The organism is Caulobacter sp. SRI_008 (assembly GCF_057586355.1).
Genome location: NZ_JBYCZS010000009.1, coordinates 85,693 through 104,561 on the forward strand (window position 1 = coordinate 85,693; position 18,869 = coordinate 104,561).

23 protein-coding genes are annotated in these 18,869 nt (G+C 69.2%); 9 read left to right on the forward strand and 14 right to left on the reverse strand.

Annotated features, from left to right (window positions below; all coding sequences use genetic code 11):
• Window positions 1-6 precede the first annotated feature (6 nt).
• The 6 genes from AC2YHT_RS09910 to AC2YHT_RS09935 all read right to left on the reverse strand — a co-directional run bounded on the left by AC2YHT_RS09910 (window position 7) and on the right by AC2YHT_RS09935 (window position 5,628).
• Window positions 7-1,284 (reverse strand): RsmB/NOP family class I SAM-dependent RNA methyltransferase, encoded by a 1,278-nt coding sequence (locus AC2YHT_RS09910; protein ID WP_487289478.1) that lies wholly within the window; start codon window positions 1,282-1,284, stop codon window positions 7-9.
• Between the two features lie 5 nt (window positions 1,285-1,289).
• Complete coding sequence (locus tag AC2YHT_RS09915; RefSeq protein ID WP_487289479.1) at window positions 1,290-1,685, reverse strand: MAPEG family protein; 396 nt, start codon at window positions 1,683-1,685, stop codon at window positions 1,290-1,292.
• 3 nt (window positions 1,686-1,688) lie between these two features.
• Entirely contained in the window at window positions 1,689-3,152 is a 1,464-nt protein-coding gene (guaB, locus tag AC2YHT_RS09920; protein ID WP_487289480.1) for an IMP dehydrogenase, read from the reverse strand.
• 132 nt (window positions 3,153-3,284) lie between these two features.
• Window positions 3,285-3,488, reverse strand: a complete 204-nt coding sequence (locus AC2YHT_RS09925) for a hypothetical protein (protein WP_487289482.1) — start codon at window positions 3,486-3,488, stop codon at window positions 3,285-3,287.
• A gap of 314 nt (window positions 3,489-3,802) precedes the next feature.
• Window positions 3,803-4,510 carry an RlmE family RNA methyltransferase gene (locus AC2YHT_RS09930; protein ID WP_199228478.1) on the reverse strand — a complete coding sequence of 236 codons (708 nt, stop codon included), beginning with the start codon at window positions 4,508-4,510 and terminating at the stop codon, window positions 3,803-3,805.
• The gene (locus AC2YHT_RS09935; RefSeq protein ID WP_487289483.1) at window positions 4,507-5,628 is read right to left on the reverse strand and encodes a Ppx/GppA phosphatase family protein; all 1,122 of its coding nucleotides are present in this window, start codon (window positions 5,626-5,628) and stop codon (window positions 4,507-4,509) included. The genes AC2YHT_RS09930 and AC2YHT_RS09935 overlap by 4 nt, the downstream gene beginning before the upstream one ends.
• A 160-nt stretch (window positions 5,629-5,788) precedes the next feature.
• Here AC2YHT_RS09935 and hspQ point away from each other — a divergent pair, with 160 nt between their 5' ends.
• On the forward strand, window positions 5,789-6,118 hold the full coding sequence (gene hspQ / locus AC2YHT_RS09940) for a heat shock protein HspQ (RefSeq protein ID WP_110120268.1): 330 nt from the start codon (window positions 5,789-5,791) through the stop codon (window positions 6,116-6,118).
• Window positions 6,119-6,199: 81 nt separating this feature from the next.
• Entirely contained in the window at window positions 6,200-7,075 is an 876-nt protein-coding gene (gene phhA / locus AC2YHT_RS09945) for a phenylalanine 4-monooxygenase (protein ID WP_487289484.1), read from the forward strand.
• On the opposite strand, the gene AC2YHT_RS09950 is transcribed toward phhA, so the two are convergent.
• Together AC2YHT_RS09950 and AC2YHT_RS09955 are read right to left on the reverse strand one after the other, a co-directional pair.
• Window positions 7,072-7,803 (reverse strand): TlyA family RNA methyltransferase, encoded by a 732-nt coding sequence (locus AC2YHT_RS09950; protein ID WP_487289485.1) that lies wholly within the window; start codon window positions 7,801-7,803, stop codon window positions 7,072-7,074. The genes phhA and AC2YHT_RS09950 overlap by 4 nt on opposite strands.
• 24 nt (window positions 7,804-7,827) lie before the next feature.
• Window positions 7,828-8,169: a (2Fe-2S) ferredoxin domain-containing protein gene (locus AC2YHT_RS09955; RefSeq protein WP_487289486.1), complete on the reverse strand. Its 342-nt coding sequence runs from the start codon at window positions 8,167-8,169 to the stop codon at window positions 7,828-7,830.
• A gap of 101 nt (window positions 8,170-8,270) precedes the next feature.
• On the opposite strand from AC2YHT_RS09955, the gene AC2YHT_RS09960 reads away from it, so the two are divergent.
• Both AC2YHT_RS09960 and AC2YHT_RS09965 read left to right on the forward strand, forming a co-directional pair.
• Window positions 8,271-8,600, forward strand: a complete 330-nt coding sequence (locus AC2YHT_RS09960; protein ID WP_110120265.1) for a hypothetical protein — start codon at window positions 8,271-8,273, stop codon at window positions 8,598-8,600.
• A gap of 3 nt (window positions 8,601-8,603) precedes the next feature.
• Window positions 8,604-9,023, forward strand: coding sequence for a hypothetical protein (locus AC2YHT_RS09965; RefSeq protein ID WP_487289487.1), 420 nt, complete (start codon window positions 8,604-8,606; stop codon window positions 9,021-9,023).
• Window positions 9,024-9,026: 3 nt separating this feature from the next.
• On the opposite strand, the gene AC2YHT_RS09970 is transcribed toward AC2YHT_RS09965, so the two are convergent.
• Genes AC2YHT_RS09970 through AC2YHT_RS09980 form a run of 3 tightly spaced genes read right to left on the reverse strand, consistent with a single transcriptional unit; the run spans window position 9,027 to window position 11,115 of the window.
• The gene (locus AC2YHT_RS09970) at window positions 9,027-9,473 is read right to left on the reverse strand and encodes an NUDIX domain-containing protein (RefSeq protein WP_487289488.1); all 447 of its coding nucleotides are present in this window, start codon (window positions 9,471-9,473) and stop codon (window positions 9,027-9,029) included.
• A 5-nt stretch (window positions 9,474-9,478) separates the two neighbouring features.
• Window positions 9,479-10,510 carry a phospholipase C/P1 nuclease family protein gene (locus tag AC2YHT_RS09975; protein ID WP_487289489.1) on the reverse strand — a complete coding sequence of 344 codons (1,032 nt, stop codon included), beginning with the start codon at window positions 10,508-10,510 and terminating at the stop codon, window positions 9,479-9,481.
• Window positions 10,511-10,527: 17 nt separating this feature from the next.
• Entirely contained in the window at window positions 10,528-11,115 is a 588-nt protein-coding gene (locus tag AC2YHT_RS09980) for a glutathione S-transferase family protein (RefSeq protein ID WP_110120262.1), read from the reverse strand.
• Window positions 11,116-11,304: 189 nt separating this feature from the next.
• Here AC2YHT_RS09980 and AC2YHT_RS09985 point away from each other — a divergent pair, with 189 nt between their 5' ends.
• The 5 genes from AC2YHT_RS09985 (at window position 11,305) to AC2YHT_RS10005 (ending at window position 15,950) form a co-directional block, all read left to right on the forward strand.
• The gene (locus AC2YHT_RS09985; protein ID WP_487289490.1) at window positions 11,305-11,796 is read left to right on the forward strand and encodes a 3D domain-containing protein; all 492 of its coding nucleotides are present in this window, start codon (window positions 11,305-11,307) and stop codon (window positions 11,794-11,796) included.
• A gap of 190 nt (window positions 11,797-11,986) precedes the next feature.
• The gene (locus tag AC2YHT_RS09990; RefSeq protein ID WP_487289491.1) at window positions 11,987-12,394 is read left to right on the forward strand and encodes a response regulator transcription factor; all 408 of its coding nucleotides are present in this window, start codon (window positions 11,987-11,989) and stop codon (window positions 12,392-12,394) included.
• Window positions 12,391-13,470, forward strand: coding sequence for a YaiO family outer membrane beta-barrel protein (locus tag AC2YHT_RS09995; RefSeq protein WP_487289493.1), 1,080 nt, complete (start codon window positions 12,391-12,393; stop codon window positions 13,468-13,470). The genes AC2YHT_RS09990 and AC2YHT_RS09995 overlap by 4 nt, the downstream gene beginning before the upstream one ends.
• A complete protein-coding gene (locus AC2YHT_RS10000) occupies window positions 13,471-14,514 on the forward strand; it encodes a HEAT repeat domain-containing protein (protein WP_487289495.1) in 1,044 nt (347 codons plus the stop codon). It abuts the gene before it with no gap.
• Window positions 14,511-15,950, forward strand: a complete 1,440-nt coding sequence (locus tag AC2YHT_RS10005; protein WP_487289496.1) for a glycosyltransferase family 2 protein — start codon at window positions 14,511-14,513, stop codon at window positions 15,948-15,950. Before AC2YHT_RS10000 ends, AC2YHT_RS10005 begins: the two co-directional genes overlap by 4 nt.
• Before the next feature lie 3 nt (window positions 15,951-15,953).
• Here AC2YHT_RS10005 and AC2YHT_RS10010 read toward each other — a convergent pair whose 3' ends face one another.
• The 3 genes from AC2YHT_RS10010 to AC2YHT_RS10020 are packed head-to-tail and all read right to left on the reverse strand — an operon-like array spanning window position 15,954 to window position 18,863.
• Complete coding sequence (locus AC2YHT_RS10010; RefSeq protein WP_487289497.1) at window positions 15,954-16,697, reverse strand: phosphoadenylyl-sulfate reductase; 744 nt, start codon at window positions 16,695-16,697, stop codon at window positions 15,954-15,956.
• Window positions 16,697-17,221: a DUF934 domain-containing protein gene (locus AC2YHT_RS10015; RefSeq protein ID WP_487289499.1), complete on the reverse strand. Its 525-nt coding sequence runs from the start codon at window positions 17,219-17,221 to the stop codon at window positions 16,697-16,699. The genes AC2YHT_RS10010 and AC2YHT_RS10015 overlap by 1 nt, the downstream gene beginning before the upstream one ends.
• Entirely contained in the window at window positions 17,205-18,863 is a 1,659-nt protein-coding gene (locus AC2YHT_RS10020; RefSeq protein WP_487289500.1) for a nitrite/sulfite reductase, read from the reverse strand. The genes AC2YHT_RS10015 and AC2YHT_RS10020 overlap by 17 nt, the downstream gene beginning before the upstream one ends.
• Window positions 18,864-18,869 lie beyond the last annotated feature (6 nt).

The window sequence follows — 18,869 nt, forward strand, 5'->3', positions numbered from 1 at the left end:
CGTCGATCAGGGGGCGTAGGTGGAGCGCTGCAGCACGGCGGCGAAGAAGCCGTCCGTACCGGCGCGGTGCGGGGTGAGGCGCAGATAGCCTTCCGGGGTCACGTGAGTGACGCCGTCCAGGGCGATCGGCTTGACGGTGAATTCGGGGTGGCGCTCGAGGAAGGCCGCGACGCGGTCCTCGTTCTCCTCGGTCAGCAGCGAGCAGGTGACGTAGACCATGCGGCCGCCGGCCTTCACGAAGGTCGAGGCGTCCTCGATGACGCTGTCCTGCTCGATCTGGCGCTTGGCCAGCTGGTCGGGCGACAAACGCCATTTCGCATCGGGGTGGCGGCGCCAGGTACCGGCGCCGGTGCAGGGGGCGTCGACGAAGACGACGTCGATCTTGCCTTCCAGGCCCTTCAGCGGCTGGGCCTCGATCGGCGAGCGGATCTGCAGGTTGCGGACCCCTGCCCTCTGGCCGCGACGGATGGTGTCGGCCAGGCGGCGGGCGTCGCTGTCGTGGGCGAAGATCTGGCCGCTGTTGCCCATGGCGGCGGCGAGCGCGAGCGTCTTGCCCCCGCCCCCGGCGCAGAAGTCGAGCACCTGCTTGCCCTTGACCTCGCCGGCCACGGCGGCGGCGATCTGCGAGCCCAGGTCCTGGACCTCGAACCAGCCCTTGGAGAAGGCCGGGACGGCTTCGACGGACGGGGTGCGATCGGCGGCGGCGGGCGCGGGGATGCGGAAGGCCGTGGGCAGGATCCCTGCCGGGGCGGCGTTGATCGGGGCCAGGGCCTTGGCGCCGCGCTCGGCGTCGGTCTTCAGGGTGTTGATGCGCAGATCGACCGGGGCGCGTTCCGACAGGGCCGCCATCTCGGCGACCTGGTCGGCGCCCAGCGCGCGGGCCAGATGCGGTTCGAGCCAGTCGGGATAATCGCCGGCCACCGGCGCGGGCGCGCCGTCCAGCGAGACGGGATCCTTCAGGCGGGCCTGTTCGGTCTCGGAGAGCGCGCCGAAGCCGTGCTCTTCCGAAGCGGCTTCTGCGATGCGCTCGGCCGGCCATTTCCAGACGAAGGCCAGCACGCCGAGCACGACGCCGCGCGCGGCGGGATCGCCCATCGCCCAGCCCAGAGAACGCTTGCGGCGCAGGGCGTCGAGCACCAGGCCCGAGACGAAGGCCCGGTCCTTGGAGCCGGCGTAGCGCGCGGCCTCGCCCCAGCGCTTGAGCGCCATTTTCACCGGAAAATGCCGCGTCTCGATCTCGGTCAGAACCTCGATCGCCGCGGAAACCCGCCCTCCGTCACGCATGTGAGCTATATCACCAAGGCCAGGAGAACGAGGCCCAGGCCCGCCATCGAGGCGACCCAGACCAGGCTGCGAACGACCGGCACGCCGAACGCATAGAGAAAGACATAGACCGCCCGGGCGCCGACATAGAGCGCGGTTCCGGCGACGGTCAGCGCGCCGAGCCGGCCGCCCAGATAGGCGACCAGCACGGCGGCGACGAAGAACGCGAAGGTCTCGCGGAAGTTGGCGAAGGCCCGTTCGAGACGGCCCGCCATGCCGGTCAGCACGACGGGGGTCTCGCGGGAGCCGACGTTCCACTTCAAGCCGCGCTGGGGCTGGGCCGCCGCGCTGGCCCACAGAAGGTGGACCAGCCCGATGACGACCGCCGCCGCCAGCATCTGCAGCTCGAAGGCCATCTGCATGGCCTAGACCGCGCTCGGATAGTTCGGAGCCTCGCGCGTGATCATCACGTCGTGGACGTGGCTTTCACGCAGGCCGGCGCCCGTGATCCGCACGAAGCGCGCGCGCTCCTGCAGTTCCGCGATCGTGGGAGCGCCGACATAGCCCATGGCCGCCCGCAGGCCGCCGACCAGCTGGTGCAGCACCGGGGCGATCGGACCCTTGAACGGGGTCTGGCCCTCGATGCCTTCCGGCACGAGCTTGAAGCTGTCGGTCACTTCCTTCTGGAAGTAGCGGTCGGCCGAGCCGCGGGCCATGGCGCCCACCGAGCCCATGCCGCGATAGCTCTTGTACGAGCGGCCCTGGTACAGGAACACCTCGCCCGGCGCCTCTTCGGTGCCGGCGAACATCGAGCCCATCATGGCGGTCGAAGCGCCCGCGGCGATGGCCTTGGCCAGGTCGCCCGAGAACTTGATGCCGCCGTCGGCGATCACCGGCACGCCGCTCTCGCGACCGGCGCGGACGGCTTCCATGATCGCGGTCAGCTGCGGCACGCCCACGCCCGCGACGATGCGGGTGGTGCAGATCGAGCCCGGGCCGATGCCCACCTTCACCGCGTCGGCGCCGGCGTCGATCAGGGCGCGGGCGGCGTCGTAGGTGGCGATGTTGCCGGCCACGATCTGGACGCGGTTGGCTTCGCGCTTCAGACGCGAGACCGCCGCGGCGACCTGGCTGGAGTGGCCGTGGGCGGTGTCGATGACGACGACGTCGACGCCGGCGTCCACCAGGCCCATCGAGCGCTCGAAGCCTGCGTCGCCGACGGTCGAGGCCGCGCCGACCAGCAGGCGGCCCTTGTCGTCTTTGGCGGCCAGGGGGTGAGCCTGGGCCTTCTCGATGTCCTTCACCGTGATCAGGCCGACGGCGCGGTAGGCGTCGTCGACGACGATCAGGCGTTCGATCTTGTGCTTGCGCAGCAGCTCGCGAGCTTCGCGGCTATCGACGCCCTCGCCCACCGTGATCAGGTTCTCGCGGGTCATCAGCGCCGAGGCCGGGACGCTGGCGTCGCCCTCGAAGCGCATGTCGCGGTTGGTCAGAATGCCGACCAGCTTGCCCGTCTCGCGCTCGACCACCGGGAAGCCCGAGATCTTGCGGCGGGCCGTGATCTCGCGGACCTCGGCCAGGGTGGTGTCGGGATTGATGGTCAGCGGGTTGATGACCATGCCGCTTTCGTAGCGCTTCACTTCGCGCACGTGGTCTGCCTGCTCCTCGTTGGTGAGGTTGCGGTGCAGGATGCCCATGCCGCCGGCCTGCGCCATGGCGATGGCGAGGCGGCTTTCGGTGACCGTGTCCATGGCGGCGGACACGAGCGGGATGTTCAGACTGATTTCACGCGTGAACTTGGTCTCGGTCGTCACTTGCGTCGGCATGACGTCGGACGGACCAGGTTCGAGCAAAACGTCGTCGAAGGTGAGCCCTTCGCGAATCTCCATCGGATTCTCCATTTTGCGGCGCGGGTATAGTCGCGAGGCGGGCGTTTGTCGACCCGCCCGGAGCCGGAAATGGAGATGATTTTCCGGAATGGAAGCCGGGAAGGAGCGGCTCGCCCCTCCCCGGCCGCCGGGTCACTTCACCGGCTTGGCGCCCGGCGTGCCGCACTTGGCGAACTTGCCCTTGGCGTCCTTGCACTTGACCGGCTTGGCCGGCGCGGCGGCGGCCGGGCACTTGATGAACTTGCCCTTCGCATCCTTGCAGGGAGCGGCCATGGCGCCGCCGGCCGCGGAAACAGCGAAGGCGACGGCGAGCGCGGTGACGAGCGAACGGGTCATTGGGGGATATCCAGTCTGGCGAGCGCGGGGGATACGCTCACGCCGAGATCACACCCGCGCGAAAGCCAGAGCAAGATCACCCAAGGCTGCAAGCTACAGTATTTTCGAAGCAAACCTCGAAAACACAACCCATGGGCAAGTCTCGATAAATATTCCCGAAAGACGCGTCACGGACATCGCGGCGGCGCAATACTCCAGTCCATTCGCCGGAACGTTCTCACCGATCGACGCAAAGTACGGCGCCGAAGCCTGCTGAACTCAGAGTCTTGGTCAGGCGGCGGGGCGACTCACGCGATCGCGCCGCCGTCTGCTGATCAGCGTCCCTTGAAGCCCGTCGCCACGAGGAAGACCTCGGAACTGTCCTGGCGGCTGGCCTTGGGCTTGAAGTGCTGGACCTTCTCGAAGTTCTTCTTCAGCCGGGCGATGACCTCGGAGGTCTCGCCGCCCTGGAAGGCCTTGGCGACGAAGGCGCCGCCGGGACGCAGGGTCTCGATGGCGAATTCCGCCCCGATCTCGATCAGGCCGACGATGCGCAGGTGGTCGGTCTCGCGATGGCCGACGGTGTTCGGAGCCATGTCCGACATGACGAGGTCCGGCGCGCCGCCCAGCAGCTCGAGCAGCTTGGGCGGACAGGCAGGATCCGTGAAGTCCATCTCGATGATGTGAGCCGGCTCGACCGGATCGACGTGTAGCAGGTCGACGCCGACCAGTTGGGTCACGCCTCGCTCGACCGCGATCTGCAGCCAGCCGCCGGGGGCGCAGCCGAGGTCGATGACGCGCGCCCCCTTCTTGAAGAAGCGGAACTTCTCGTCGATCTCGCTGATCTTGAAGGCGGCGCGGCTGCGATAGCCGAGCGCCCGGGCCTTGGCCGAGAACGGATCGTTGATCTGGCGCTCCAGCCAGGCCTGCTGGCTGGGCGTGCGACCGTCGGCGGTCTTCAGGCGCGCGGGCTTGGCGCGACCGTCGGCGTTGCCGCCCGTGGGCGGCTTGACCATCCGGCGTCTGGGGGGCTCGTCGTTCATGCGTTCACCGTTCGGGCCGAACCGGCCCCGCCGCGCCGCCGACGGCGGGGGCGCTTCTGCCGATCCGACATCAGAGACATCAGGAGCCCCTCTCTAAGCCCTCGATCGGCGACTCGCACGCGCGAACATGGCCAAAGCTCTTGAACGGCTTGAAGAATGGCCGCGCCGGCCAGGACGAGGTCGGCCCGGTCGGCGCCGATGCAGGGCTCCAGCGCCCGCTCCTTGGCGGTCAGTTGCAGCAGACGGTCGGCGGCGGCCTCACAGTCGGCGCGCTGCATCCACAGCCCGTCGACGACGTTGCGGTCGTAGCGCGGCAAACCAAGGTGCAGGCCGGCCAGGCTGGTGATTGCGCCGGAGGTGCCGACTAGGTGGGCCCGGCCCGCGTCGAAGGTCTTGCGCATCGGGGCGGCGTGCGGAAAGGCCGCGATCTTGGACTTCACTTCCTCGACCATAGCCCGGAACCAGCCGTCGTCGGCCCGCTCGCCCTCGGGGAAGCGCTCGGCCAGGGTGACGACGCCGATCGGGATCGACAGCCAGGCGCGGATCGGCAGCTTCCAGGCCTCGAACTGGCGCGGCTTGGCGTCGAGCCCGCCGGCCTTCAGATCGACCCACGACAGCTCGGTCGAGCCGCCGCCGACATCGACGACCAGCGCCGCGTCGGCCTGGCGGTCGAACAGGCTCATGCAGCCGGCGACCGACAGCTGCGCCTCTTCGCGCGGGGTGATGATCTGGAGCCGCAGGCCGGTCTCCTCGGCCACGCGGCGGACGAACTCGGTGCCGTTGGTCGCGCCCCGACAGGCCTGCGTGGCCACGGCCTTGACCCGGATGGCCTTGCGGCGGCGGATCTTCTCGGCGCAGACCTTGAGGGCGGCCATCGACCGCTCCATCGCCGCGTCGGACAGCTGGCCTGTCTGGGAAAGCCCCTCGCCCAGCCGGACGATGCGGGAATAGGCCTCGACGACGCGGAAACCGCGCGGCGAAGGCGTCGCCACCAGCAGGCGGCAGTTGTTGGTTCCGAGATCGAGCGCCGCGTAGCACGGCTGCTCGCCCGGAGGCCGGCGTCGTTCCCGGCCGTCCTGGGCCTGGGATGCGCCGGGCGCTCTCGGCGCCTCCGACATGGTCTTTCCACCTTGTCTCGCAGGCGATTCGTGACGAACCGCCTCACTTCGTCGCCGACCATAGCAATCGAGTTCGCCTCTCGGAAGCATGGCGTTGCGCGACAATGGGCGTCGTTTACGTTCAGGATTCAGTCAGGAGACTCGTCGTAATCTCTTCATCATGAACGAGAGACTCGCCAAATTCGCGATCGGCCAGATCGTCAAGCACCGCATCTTCCCTTTCCGGGGTGTGGTGTTCGACGTCGACCCCGTATTCGCCAATACGGACGAGTGGTGGGAGTCTATCCCCGAGGACATCCGGCCGTCCAAGGACCAGCCGTTCTACCACCTGCTGGCCGAGAACGACGACAACACCTACGTGGCCTACGTCTCCGAGCAGAACCTGCTGGCCGACGAGACCGGCGAGCCCGTGCAGCATCCGCAAGCCGCGCTGATCTTCGAGTCGTTCGATCACGGCGCCTACAAGCTTCGCCCCCGGATCTCACACTGACGGGCATGCCTATCCGCCCGAATGGCGGTTGCGCGCAAAAATCGAACGGAACTTGCCGCTAGGCGGGCGTAACGTCGTTTCATGAGCGCAGACGGTTTCAGCGGCGGGCCGCCCCCAGGGGCGCGGCCCGATTGGACGATCGACCAGGGCTGGGAAAGCTACGGCCAGGCCGAGCACGACGTCTGGATCACCCTCTACGAACGCCAGGCCAAGGTGCTGCAAGGCCGCGCCTGCGACGAGTTCCTGCGCGGGCTCGACGCGCTGGACCTGCACCGCACCGGCATTCCGGACTTCAACCGCATCAACGAGGAGCTCCAGCGCCTGACCGGCTGGAGCGTGGTGGCCGTGCCGGGCCTGGTGCCCGACGACGTATTCTTCGACCACCTGGCCAATCGCCGCTTCCCGGCCGGCCAGTTCATCCGCAAGCCGCACGAACTGGACTACCTGCAGGAGCCGGACGTCTTCCACGACGTGTTCGGCCACGTGCCGATGCTGACCGATCCGGTCTTCGCCGACTACATGCAGGCCTATGGCCAGGGCGGGCAGCGGGCGCTGGGCCTGGGGCGGCTGGCCAATCTGGCGCGGCTCTACTGGTACACCGTCGAGTTCGGACTGATGGCGACGCCGGCGGGGCTGCGCATCTACGGGGCGGGCATCGTCTCGTCGCGCACGGAGTCGATCTTCGCCCTCGAAGACCCCTCCCCCAACCGCATCGGCTTCGACCTGGAGCGGGTGATGCGCACGCCCTACCGCATCGACGACTTCCAGCAGGTCTATTTCGTCATCCCGTCGATCCAGACGCTGCAGGAAGTGACCCTGCGCGACTTCGGCGCGCTGTACGAGCGGCTGGCCGGCGCGCGCGACATCGGCATCGCCGAGATCGTCGGCGGCGACCAGGTGCTGACGCGGGGCAGCCAAGCCTATGCGACTGCCGGCGGAAGACTGGCTTCGGCCTAGCGCTTTACCGCCCAGAGCAGCTTCTCGACCTGCCCCCCGCCGCCGGCGATGGGGCTGTCGGCGTGCTCGCGGACCGTCCAGCCCGAAGCCTCCAGGAAGGCCGACACCCGCTCGACGCAGGCGGCGATGATCTCGGGATCCTTGACCAGGCCGCCCTTGCCGACGTTCTCGCGGCCGGCCTCGAACTGCGGCTTGACCAGAGCGACGAGGTCCGCGCCGGGCTTGGCCAGGACCAGCGCCGCCGGCAGCGCCTTTTCCAGCGAGATGAAGCTGACGTCGGTGACGACGAGGCCGACGCCGTCCGGCGCGTGCTCGGCGGTCAGGGCGCGCGCGTCCAGCGGTGACAGATCCTCGACACGGGGATCGGCCTTGAGGCTGGCATGCAGCTGGTCGCGGCCGACATCGACGGCCAGGACGCAAGCTGCGCCCTTCGACAGCAGCACCTCGGTGAAGCCGCCGGTCGAGGCGCCGACATCGATGGCGATCCGGCCTTCGACGGCGACCGGCCATAGCTCCAAAGCGCGTACAAGCTTCAACGCGCCACGGCCGACCCAGGGATGGGCGGCCTCGGCGACGATGTCGGCGGCCTCGTCGATGGCTTCCGAGGCCTTGGCGACGACCTTGCCGTCGGCCGTGACGCGGCCGGCCTCGATGGCGGCGCGCGCCTTGGCGCGGCTGTCGAACAGGCCTTTCTCGACCAGAAGGATGTCGGCGCGTTTGCGGCTCATGGCGCGCTGATAGCAGACTCGCACTTAAGCCGCTTCGGCGTCGTTGGCGGCCAGGCCCAGCCGCGCGCTCACCGCCTCCATCGGCGCGCCACGCGGAACGACGACCCATTCGCGAGGCCTCGAAGCGTTGACCGCGACGACAGCGTCCTTGGGACAGACGTCGAAGCAATCGACCTCGATCACCGCCAGCGGCGCCTTGCGGTCCTTGCCCTTGCCGCCACCGGAGGCCTTGCGCAGGGCCTTGGAGAAGCTCTGCTCGCCGCCTTTGCCGAACCCGCCGTCCAGCTTGCGCGAGCACTTGCGGCAGACGAGGACCACTTCGTTCCAGTCGGCGCGCACGCGCTTGATCGGCCTATCTTTGCTCACCTGAGCCTCGTTGCGTTCGGACTGCCCAGCCCGAGGCTTGGACATGGGAAGTCGCCTCGCGAAGTGCTAGAGACGCCCGCTTCAACGCTTCGGAGGCCGTCATGGTCCGCAATCTCAAGGGCAAGCTCGCGCCGCCCGCCGCCGACCCGACCGCCGCCGAGGACCTGGCCTGGTTCGCCGCCAAGGCCGACCGCGCCTTCCGCCTGCGCGACCCGGCCCCGCTGGAGTTCGGCCCGCTGGGCGATCCGGGCGACGGCTTCAGCTGGCGCGTGCTGGTGGCCCGCCTGCCCGACGGCGGCCGTCTGCGCCTGCCGATCTCCCTGGCCTGGGACCTGCACAACGACCACGCCAAGGACCAGCACCTGTCCATGCTGTTCGACCAGGTCGCCCCGGCCGAGGCCAAGGCGCTGCTGAAGAAGAAGGCGAACTAGGCGATGCGGGCGCTGCTGATCGCCTTCGGCCTCGCGGCGCTGGCGCCGGCTCAGGCCTCGGCGGCCGACTTCTATCTGACGGACAGCGGCGGCGGCCGCATTCGGGTCATCGACGTCGAGGCCCTGGTCGGTGACGGCGAAGGCGCCCGCCTGGGCGAGGTGCGCGGCTTCGGCCCGGCGGGAACGACGACGGAGAAGGTCCGCTTCCATTGCCGCGCCGGGCTTTACGAACTCGTCTGGCGCCTGTCCGGTCCGACGGACGAACAGACGACCACGTCGGGCTTTCCGGCGCGACGGCCCAAGGCCGGTTCGCCCCAGGCCCTGGAAATGAAGATCGCCTGCGAGGGCGCTCGCCCCGCCGACCGCCGGTTGGGCGACAAGTCCGCTCAAGACCTGATCGCCCGCGCGGCTTCGGCCAACTGAACGTCAGCCCTTGCGCATCCACGCCGCGACCGCCCAGGAGTGGGCGTCGTGGCGCAGGGCGACGACGGCGTCGCGGGGGTCGAGCCAGACCAGCTTGTGGTCTTCCTCGACCTTGAGTTCGGGCCGCTCGCCGATCGCCTTCACGGCGTAGATGCCGCCGTAGTTGCGCACCGGCTGGCCGTCGGACTTCAGGAACGGCTGCGAAACGTCGACCACGCGCGCGCCGACCTCGACGACGAGGCCCGTCTCCTCGCCGAACTCGCGGACCAGGGCCTCGCCTTCGCTCTCGTCACCATCGACGGCGCCGCCCGGCAGATCGAAATAGGGCGCCTTGCCGGGCTTGGTCACTTCGACCAGGGCGATCCGCCCCTGCGTGTCCTCGGCGATGCCGAAGGCGGCGTGACGGTCCTGGTAGGCCAGGGACGCGTCAGGGGCGTAGAACGCGATCAAGGATGTCAGTCCTTGCCGAACAGGTCGTTCCACGGATCGGCCTTGCCGGACTCGACGTCGGCGACGCTGATCTCCGGACGGTAGCCGATCTTGCCGTTGGCGCTGGCCTTCCAGGCCATGGTCACGACGTCGCGCAGCTCGGCGGCGCCGGCGGCCAGGCGGGCGTCGACGAAGGCCTTGGCGCGCGGATCGGTCTCGACCATGCCGCCGGCCTTTTCCAGCTGGTACAGCGGCTCGGTCTGCTTCCAGGTCGTGGTCAGGTAGCCGACCATGCGGGTCTCGATGCTGCAGGCGCAGTCGACCGGGGCCGGCATCAGCGCCTTGACCTCGTCGTCCTTGGCCACGGCCTTGACCAGCGGCCCCTCGAAGGCGCCGTGGGTGCCCTTGCTCTGGGTGTAGTTGTTGGGGTTCGGATAGTCGCCCCAGCCGTTGTAGTGCACGCTCATGTGCAGCGGCTGGCTGCCGTCGCCGATGTAGTGGGCCCAGACGCCCAGGTCGCGCAGCAGCAGCTCCTCGCGGCGCTTGAGGTCGGCGGCGTACCAGGCCTTCTTCTGGGCGTCGGTGGTGTTCTTCTCGGCCGCGACCAGCACGCGCCAGTAGGTGAAGTCCTTCACCAGCTGCTGGTAGCCGTCGATGATGGCGTACGGCAGGTAGCCGGCCTTCCAGCTGTCCTGGCCGGCGGCGCGCAGGGCGGTCTCGTAGTCGGCGCGGGTGGCCGGCAGGGTCTCGACCGTGAACTTCGGCCCGCCGAACATCCGGCCCTCGTCGTCGAGATCCAGGAAGTGGGCGGCGTCGCGATCGGTGTCGTGCACCTTGCCCGAGCCCTTCCAGCGGTCCGGCTCGCGGGCGTATTCGCCGATGGCGGCCACGCCGTAGGGGCTGCGCACGAAGGCCGGCACGTCGTCCGGCAGGGTCGAGGCGCCGAGCACGCCGACCATGCGGTGGCCCGAGGCGCCCCAGGCCAGGGCCGACTGGGCGGGCGCGGCCAGGGCGGCGGCGAGGACGAGAATCTTGACGGTGGAAGACGGCGACGTCATGCGCGCTCCGAGGCGTTTCAATCTATGCCGAGGGCCGTCTCGACGCGGCCCACCCAGGCCTTGACGGCCGGATAGCGCGACAGATCGAAACCGCCCTCGTGGGCGACACGGGTGTAGGCCACCAGCGCGATGTCCGCCAGGGTCAGGCGGTCGCCGACCAGGAAACCGCTGCCGGAAAGGCCGTTTTCCAGGCGCGCCAACGCCGCATGGCCGCGCTCGACGATCTTTCCGTCCAGCGACTCGACCGGCTTGCCCATGTAGGCGACTTGGAACCTCGCCACGGCGACATAGGGCTCGTGGCTGTACTGCTCCCAGAACAGCCACTCGTACATCTTGGCCTTGAGGTAGGGATCGGCCGGGATCAGCACCGAACCCTCGGCCAGGTGCAGCATGATGGCGTTGGACTGGGCCAGGAAACGACCGTCCTCCAGCACCACGGCGGGCACCTGTCCGGCCGGGTTCATGGCCAGGAAGTCGGCGGTTCGCGACTCGCCCTTGAGGATGTCGACCTCGATCCATTCGTAGGGAAGACGCAGGCGCTCGGCGGTCCACTTCACCTTGAGGCAGTTGCCCGACTTGCCGTCGCCGAAGATCCGCAGCGTCATTCCGTCGCCCTCCCTCACTTTTCAAACGGCGCGCTAAACGATTGAATTTTCAACCGAGTTCCGAGCTTGACCAGAAGTTTTCATCCGATTCCGGCCCATTTGGGCGGTTTTAAGCGGGTTGTCACGGAGCCGTGATCGGCTTAAGGAGACCGCCGAACCGACAGATACGCCGATAAGAGGACAACCTCGATGCGACGCACGCTCGCCGGAATTTTGGCCTTCATGGCCATGTTCGCCGCCCTCCCCGCCGCCGCGGGTCCTGACTCCGAGCGCAAGGACCCCCTGGGCGAACTGATCGCCGGCGCCCTCACCGGCAGCCTGCCCGGCTCTATCGAATACAAGATGAAGGCGACGCTCTACCACGCCGGCGCCCGGGGCATCCGCGCCCTCGACAGCCTCGGCTGCAAGGTGGTGGCCATGCGCACCCTGGCCGTCGACACCAAGGTGATCCCGCGCCGCACCGTGGTTTTCATCAAGGAAACCGTCGGCCTGCCGATGCCCAACGGCGAAAAGCACGACGGCTACTGGTACGCCTCCGACATCGGCGGGGCGATCAAGGGCAACAAGATCGACATGTTCAGCGGCCAGGGCCCCGGCTCGATGAAGCCGCTGGCGGACCTGAACCTCTCCAGCCTCTCGGTGACCAAGGTCGGCGAGTTCAAGGGCTGCCCGCCCGAATAGGCTTCGGCCTTTTCCGACAATTCCTCGATGACGCCGGCGCTTTACGCGCCGGCTTTCGCTTGCGCGCCTGGCGTGCAACGCCGCCCCGGTTAACCAAATGCGCGATGTTCGCGCTGGCCTAGCGCGCGGTTCTGAACCACTCTGGATAGGTGCTCTTCGACTCCCCTATAGCTAAGCTTGCAGGCATGGCATGGCATCGAGGCGATCCGATAGTAACCAAGCGTCCTCGCCTTCGGTCCTGATAGCGGACGACGACGCCCTGCTCCGGGAGATCCTGGAGCACAAGCTCAGCATGGCCGGCTACGAGGTGAGCGTCTTCGAGGACGGCCGCGCCGTGCTCGAGGCGGCCCGGACCGCGCGGCCGCAGGTCGTGGTTCTGGACGGCATGATGCCGATCATCGACGGCTTCGAGGTGCTGCGGCGCATGAAGGGCGACAACGCCCTGCGCGACATCCCCGTGGTCATGCTGACGGCCCTCAAGGGTCGCAACGACATCGTCACCGCCCTCAACCTCGGGGCCGCCGACTACCTGCCCAAGCCGTTCGATCCGGACGAGTTGCTGGCGCGGCTGTTCCGCATCGCCCCGGTGGCTGCGTGATCGAAGCGCCAATCCAGGAAACCCAGGCGGCCGACCCGGCCTACGCAGCGGCGGTGGCGGCGCGCCAGGCCGGACGCACGGGCGAAGCGATCGCCGCCTTCGACCTGCTGTCCAAGCAGCGGCCCAAGGATCCCGACGTCTGGCTGAACCTCGGCCTCTCGCGGATGGCCGCCCAGCGCTACGCCGAAGCCGACCGGGCCTTCGAGACCACCCTGGCGCTAGCTCCCGACTATCGCGACGCCCGCATCGCCTATGCCCGCTCGGCCCTGTTCGCCGGACGCCCCGAACTAGCCAGGCGCCGGCTCGCGCCCCTGCTGGCCGGCGGATCCGCTGATGCGGAGGCCCGCGCGCTCGACCAGCAGATCTCGGCCACCCTGGCCATGCCGGGCGAGCCGAGCTGGCGGCTGGACATCGCCTACGCCCGCAGCGAACTCAGCCAGGACCTGGGCCACTGGAGTTCGGCCACCCTCGCCCTGTCCCGCCGCATCGATCCGCACATGACGATCGGCGGCTCGATCGAGCACACCGAGCGGTTCGGCGTTGCCGACACCTATGGCGAGGTGCTGGCGGCGCGAACCTTCTCGCCCCGCTGGGACGGCTTCATCGCCGTTGGCGGCGCGCCAGACGCCGACTATCGGCCGGAGTTCACCGTGCGGGCCGGCGGCTCGGCTGGGCTGCGGACGACCGGAAGCTTCCGGGCGCGACTGGGCCTCGACGGCGTCTGGTCGCGCTACGCGGTCGGCGAGGTCAAGAGCCTGCAGCCCTATCTGGTGCTGGCGGCCGGGCCGGTGTCGCTGACGGCCCGCTCGATCAACACCGAGGATGAACGCGGCAAGCATCAGTCCGGCTACACCCTGAACAGTGAGTGGTCGGCGACCGAGCGCCTGCGCCTGCGGCTGGGCTGGGCCGACGCGCCGGAAAGCGCCGACGGCGCCACCGTGCCCGTCGAGGCGGTGTCGGCGGGGGTCGCCTTCGATCTTGCGCCGCGCTGGACGGTGCAGGTCGCCGGCGCCCATGAGAAGCGCACGGCCTATGACCGCGACGAGATCGGCGTCGCCGTCACCCGACGGTTCTAGATGTCGTCGCTGACGCTGATCTGGGTCATCGCTCTCGTCCTGATCGCCGGGGCGCTGACCTGGATGAGCGCGCTGATCGTCGCACGCCTGTTCAAGGAGGCCGGCGCGGCCGATCGCGCCAGCGAACGCCGGATCATCATCCAGGCCCTCTCCGGTCTGCTGCGCGGTCAGACGGAGGCGGCGGACGACCTGGGCCGTTTCCTGAGACGGCCCGAAGTGCTGGCCGAGGCCATACTCGACTTCCAGGGCATGATCCGCGGCGCCGACCAGGATCGCGCCATGGCCGCCCTCAAGCGGCTGGGCCTCGTCGCGGCCCTGGAAAAGCGCGCCACCCGCGGATCGCGCGACGAGCGCCTGACCAGCGTCGAAGCCCTGGCCGCGCTGGGCGGCGAGGAAGCCAAGGCCGCCCTGCGCCGCGCCATCGGCTCCAAGGACCCAAACGTGCGTATGGCCGCCGTGAAGGGCCTGGCGGCGGTTGGAGCGCCGCCCTCGGCCTCGCGCCTGCTCGACTATGCCGGCTCGGGCGAGCTGACCCCGTCACGGGTCTATGCCGAACTGATGCGCCAGGCGGTGGCGGCGCGGCCGGCCGACGGCCTGCTGGCGCTCGACCGCCAGGGCCTGACGCCGCTGATGCGGGCGCTGCTGCTCGACGCCCTGGGCCGCTCGGGCGCCTACGAGGCGGTGCCGGCGCTGTCGGCTGCGGCCAGCGATCCCGACCTGGACGTGCGGACGGCGGCGGTGCGGGGCCTTGGCCGGCTGCAACATCCCGCCGCCGCCGCGCCCCTGACCGCCGCGCTCACCGACGAGGCCTGGACCGTACGCTCGGCCGCCGCCGAGGCCGTCGGCGCCGCGGGGCTGGCCAAGCTCGCCGCCCCGATGGCCGCGCTGCTGGACGATCCGGAATGGTGGGTGCGCTTCCGGGCCGGCGACGCCCTGGGAAAGCTGGGCAAGACCGGCCGCGCCCTGCTGGAGGCCGCCGCCGGCGACGACACCCGTCCCGTGGCCCAACGCGCGGCCGAGCGCGCCCTGGCGGAGGGCGCATGACCATGTTGCCCGAACTGGAGGTCCTGGCCCTCGTGGTCGTCCGCTTCGCCGAGACCATCGCCTGGGCGGTGATCGCCACCGGCCTGCTGCAGAACGCGCTCTATCTCTACCAGCTGATCCTGGCGGCCCGCGCGCTGTCTCAGGCCCCGCCGGTCAACCAGGCCGCCCTGCTCTGGCGGCGCTACGCCGAGGCCGCCCCGCCGATCACCCTGATGGCGCCGGCCTATAACGAGGCCCTGACCATCGTCGAGAGCGTGCGCTCGCTACTGGCCCTGCAATACCCCCACTTCGAGGTGGTGGTGGTCAATGACGGCTCCAAGGACGAGACACTGCAGGTGCTGATCGACGCCTTCGAGCTGCATCCCGTCGAGCGCCACTATGACCTGGCCGCCTCGTGCCAGCGTATTCGCGGCCTCTACGCCGGCGCCAACCAGCCGCGGCTGCTGGTGGTCGACAAGGACAATGGCGGCAAGGCCGACGCCCTGAACGCGGCCATCAACCTGTCGCGCTCGCCGATCGTCTGCTCAATGGACGCCGACTCCCTGCTGGAGGTGGACGCCCTGCTGCGGGCGGTGGCGCCGTTCGTCGAGGATCCCGATCGCACGGTGGCCGTGGGCGGCACGATCCGCATCGCCAACGGCTGCAAGATCTCGTTCGGACGGGTGGTCGAGGTGGGGGTCCCGAAGAACCTGCTGGCCCGCTTGCAGACCGTCGAATATTTGCGCGCCTTCCTGATGGCGCGCCTGGCCTGGAGCCGCATCTCGGCCCTGACCATCATCTCCGGCGCCTTCGGCCTGTTCCGCCGCCAGGCCGTGCTCGACGTCGGCGGCTACAGCCACGGCACGGTCGGCGAGGACATGGAGCTGGTGGTCAAGCTGCACAAGCACTACCGGCGCCTCGGGAAGCCCTATCGCGTGGCCTTCACGCCCGAGCCGGTGTGCTGGACCGAAGCGCCGGAGACCATGGCCGTGCTGTCCCGACAGAGGGCGCGCTGGCATCGCGGGGCGCTGGAGACCTTCTTCCGGCACCGGGACATGATCCTGAACCCGCGTTACGGCCGGATCGGGCTGATCGGTTTCGGCCACATCCTGGTGGTCGACGTGCTGGGGCCGCTGATCGAGATCTTCGGCTATGTGCTGATCCCGGCCTTCTGGCTGCTGGGCGTGCTGGACATCGACTATCTGTGGGCGCTGCTGGCGGTGACCTTCGGCTTCGGCATCGTCATCAGCGTCGGCGCCCTGGCGCTGGAGGAGACCGAGCTGCGGCGCTTTCCCAACGCTCGCAGCCTCGCCGTGCTGATGGGCGCGGCGATCCTGGAGAACTTCGGCTACCGCCAGATCAACAATTTCTGGCGGCTGCGCGGCACCTGGCAGTTCCTGACCGGCGCCCAGGGCTGGGGCAAGATGACCCGCAAGGGCTTCTCGTCGCAGACCTGAGCCTCAGATGTCGCCGCCGACGTTGGGGGCCACGCCCGGGGCGCGGGCGACGTGGATGCCGCACTCGGTCTTGTCCTGGCCCTGCCAGCGGCCGGCGCGGACGTCGGCGTTGGGGTCGTCCACCGGCTTGGTGCACGGCCAGCAGCCGATCGACGGGAACCCCTGGGCGACCAGCGGGTGGGTCGGCAGCTGATGCTCGGCGACATAGGCGTCGAGCTCGGCCTTGCTCCAGTTGGCCAGCGGATTGAACTTCAGCTTTCCGTCGGCGTCCTCGACCACGGCCAGGCGCAGGCGGTCGCCGCCATGGAAACGCTTGCGGCCGGTGCACCAGGCCGAGAAGCCCTCGATGGCGCGGTCCAGCGGCAGCACCTTGCGGATGTGGCAGCAGGCGTCGGTGTCGGTGCGCCAGAGGTCCGACTTGGGATCGGTGACCGCGAGATCCGCGAAGGCCGGACGCAGGTCGCGCACGTCGGTCAGGCCGAGCTTGGCGGCCAGGCTCTTGCGATAGTCCAGGGTCTGGCCGAACAGCATGCCGGTGTCGAGGAACAGCACCGGGATGTCCTTGGAGACCTGCGAGGCCAGGTGCAGCAGCACCGCCGACTCCGCGCCGAACGAGCTGACCAGGGCCAGCTTGTCGCCGAAGGTCTCGTAGGCCTTGCGCAGGATAGTCAGCGGATGGGCGTCGCGCAGTTCGGCGTCCAGCCGCGCCGCCAGGGTCGGCGCGGCGTCGGTCTGGTCGTAGGCCATCAGAGGGCGCCTTCCTTGGCTTGGGCCCGCTCGTCCGCCGCGATCGGGCGGGCGTCGACGGCGCGCTGATAGACGTGGCGGAAGCGGCCCGCGGCCTTGGTCCAGGCCTCGGGCGTGGCGCCGTCGTTGGGCTCGAAGGCGTCGAAGCCGACTCGGACCATGAAGCCGGCCTGCTCCTGCAGCACATCGCCCACGGCGCGGATCTCGCCCTGGTACTTGAAGCGCTCGCGCAGCAGGCGGGCCGAGGTGTAGGCGCGGCCGTCGCGGTACTTCGGGAAGGCCAGGGCCACCACCGACAGGCGCGGCAGGTCGTAGGCCAGGGCCTCGACCTCCTCGGCTGGCTCGATGCGCACGCCGACGCGGCGGCTGTTGGACGACAGCAGCGCGTCGCCCTCGGCCTGGAAGCGGGTCAGCGACAGGATGACGTCGCCGGCGTCCGGGATGGCGTCCTCGTCGGCGACGTTGACGAAGGCGTTCTCAGCCGATTGGGCCGAGCCGTCGATCAGCTTAATCAGCTTGGGCATAGACCGCTTCCTTGAAGGGCTCGAGGCCGACGCGGCGATAGGTGTCGAGGAAGCGTTCCTCGCCCTGGCGCGCGGCCAGATAGGTGTCGACCAGGGTGTCGATGGCAGGGGCGACCTTGTCGGCCGGCAGGGCCGGGCCGAGGATCTTGCCGATCGTGGCGTCTTCCGCGCCGGAGCCGCCGAGCGAGAGCTGGTAGAATTCCTCGCCCTTCTTGTCGACGCCCAGGATGCCGATGTGGGCCACGTGGTGGTGGCCGCAGGCGTTGATGCAGCCGCTGATCTTGATCTTCAGCTCGCCGATCGTCTCGGCCCGGTCGGGGTCGGCGAAGGTCTTGGCGATATCCTGGGCGATCGGGATCGCGCGCGCATTGGCCAGGGCGCAGTAGTCGAGGCCCGGGCAGGCGATGATGTCGCTGACCAGGTCGATATTGGCCGTGGCCAGGCCGTTGGCCTCGAGGATGGCGTGAACCGCCGGCAGGTCGTCGAGCTTGATGTGCGGCAGGACGAGGTTCTGGGCGTGGGTCACGCGCAGGTCGTCCAGGCCGTAGCGCTCGGCGAGATCGGCCACGACGTCCAGCTGGTCGGCGGTGGCGTCGCCCGGCGTCTGGCCGATGGCCTTCAGCGAGACCTCGACGATGGCGTAGCCCGGCTTCTTGTGCGGCTTGACGTTGTTGCGCGCGAAGCGCGCCAGCGACGGGCTGGCCGCCTTGGCGGCCTCGAAGACTTCCGAGCGGGCCGGCAAGGTCTCGAACGGGGTCTGGGCGAAGGCGCCGCGGATGCGGGCCAGTTCCAGGTCGCCGAGGTCGGCCCGATCATGGTCGATCTTGGCCCACTCTTCCTCGACCTGGCGGCCGAACTCCTCGGCGCCGAGGGCGGCGACCAGGATCTTGATCCGGGCCTTGTAGATGTTGTCGCGGCGGCCGTGGCGGTTGTAGACGCGCAGAACGGCTTCCAGATAACTCAGCAGGCTCGAGGCCGGCAGGTGCTGCTTGATGGTCGGGCCGACATAGGGCGTACGCCCCTGCCCGCCGCCGACGATCACCTCGAAGCCCAGCGAGCCGTCGCGGGCCCGGCGCAGGATCAGGCCGATGTCGTGCACCTTCACCGCCGCGCGATCGGTCAGGGCGCCGGTGATGGCGATCTTGAACTTGCGCGGCAGGTAGCTGAATTCCGGATGCAGGGTCGACCACTGGCGGATCACTTCGGACCACACGCGCGGATCGTCGATCTCCTCGGCGGTGGCGCCGGCATAGGGATCGGCCGTGGTGTTGCGGATGCAGTTGCCGCTGGTCTGGATGGCGTGCAGATCGACCTCGGCCAGAGCGTCCAGGATGTCCGGCGCGTCCTTCAGCTTGATCCAGTTGAACTGGACGTTCTGACGCGTGGTCATGTGCCCGTAGCCCTTGTCGTAGGTGCGGGCGATCCAGGCCAGGCGGCGGGCCTGGCGGGCGTTGAGCGAGCCGTACGGGATGGCGACCCGCAGCATGTAGGCGTGGAGCTGCAGATAGAGGCCGTTCATCAGGCGCAGCGGCTTGAACTGGTCCTCGGTGAGGTCGCCGGCCAGGCGGCGGGCCACCTGGTGACGGAACTCGTTGGAGCGGTCCGTCAGGAATTCACGGTCGATGACGTCGTACTGATACATAGGGTC

Excerpts from the sequence above, each read along its gene's own strand:
- AC2YHT_RS09910 (WP_487289478.1), bottom strand. The coding sequence starts at position 1,284 with ATGCGTGACGGAGGGCGGGTTTCCGCGGCGATCGAGGTTCTGACCGAG.
- AC2YHT_RS09915 (WP_487289479.1), bottom strand. The coding sequence starts at position 1,685 with ATGCAGATGGCCTTCGAGCTGCAGATGCTGGCGGCGGCGGTCGTCATC.
- guaB (WP_487289480.1), bottom strand. The coding sequence starts at position 3,152 with ATGGAGATTCGCGAAGGGCTCACCTTCGACGACGTTTTGCTCGAACCT.
- AC2YHT_RS09925 (WP_487289482.1), bottom strand. The coding sequence starts at position 3,488 with ATGACCCGTTCGCTCGTCACCGCGCTCGCCGTCGCCTTCGCTGTTTCC.
- AC2YHT_RS09930 (WP_199228478.1), bottom strand. The coding sequence starts at position 4,510 with ATGAACGACGAGCCCCCCAGACGCCGGATGGTCAAGCCGCCCACGGGC.
- AC2YHT_RS09935 (WP_487289483.1), bottom strand. The coding sequence starts at position 5,628 with ATGTCGGAGGCGCCGAGAGCGCCCGGCGCATCCCAGGCCCAGGACGGC.
- hspQ (WP_110120268.1), top strand. The coding sequence starts at position 5,789 with ATGAACGAGAGACTCGCCAAATTCGCGATCGGCCAGATCGTCAAGCAC.
- phhA (WP_487289484.1), top strand. The coding sequence starts at position 6,200 with ATGAGCGCAGACGGTTTCAGCGGCGGGCCGCCCCCAGGGGCGCGGCCC.
- AC2YHT_RS09950 (WP_487289485.1), bottom strand. The coding sequence starts at position 7,803 with ATGAGCCGCAAACGCGCCGACATCCTTCTGGTCGAGAAAGGCCTGTTC.
- AC2YHT_RS09960 (WP_110120265.1), top strand. The coding sequence starts at position 8,271 with ATGGTCCGCAATCTCAAGGGCAAGCTCGCGCCGCCCGCCGCCGACCCG.
- AC2YHT_RS09965 (WP_487289487.1), top strand. The coding sequence starts at position 8,604 with ATGCGGGCGCTGCTGATCGCCTTCGGCCTCGCGGCGCTGGCGCCGGCT.
- AC2YHT_RS09975 (WP_487289489.1), bottom strand. The coding sequence starts at position 10,510 with ATGACGTCGCCGTCTTCCACCGTCAAGATTCTCGTCCTCGCCGCCGCC.
- AC2YHT_RS09980 (WP_110120262.1), bottom strand. The coding sequence starts at position 11,115 with ATGACGCTGCGGATCTTCGGCGACGGCAAGTCGGGCAACTGCCTCAAG.
- AC2YHT_RS09985 (WP_487289490.1), top strand. The coding sequence starts at position 11,305 with ATGCGACGCACGCTCGCCGGAATTTTGGCCTTCATGGCCATGTTCGCC.
- AC2YHT_RS09990 (WP_487289491.1), top strand. The coding sequence starts at position 11,987 with ATGGCATCGAGGCGATCCGATAGTAACCAAGCGTCCTCGCCTTCGGTC.
- AC2YHT_RS10000 (WP_487289495.1), top strand. The coding sequence starts at position 13,471 with ATGTCGTCGCTGACGCTGATCTGGGTCATCGCTCTCGTCCTGATCGCC.
- AC2YHT_RS10005 (WP_487289496.1), top strand. The coding sequence starts at position 14,511 with ATGACCATGTTGCCCGAACTGGAGGTCCTGGCCCTCGTGGTCGTCCGC.
- AC2YHT_RS10010 (WP_487289497.1), bottom strand. The coding sequence starts at position 16,697 with ATGGCCTACGACCAGACCGACGCCGCGCCGACCCTGGCGGCGCGGCTG.
- AC2YHT_RS10015 (WP_487289499.1), bottom strand. The coding sequence starts at position 17,221 with ATGCCCAAGCTGATTAAGCTGATCGACGGCTCGGCCCAATCGGCTGAG.
- AC2YHT_RS10020 (WP_487289500.1), bottom strand. The coding sequence starts at position 18,863 with ATGTATCAGTACGACGTCATCGACCGTGAATTCCTGACGGACCGCTCC.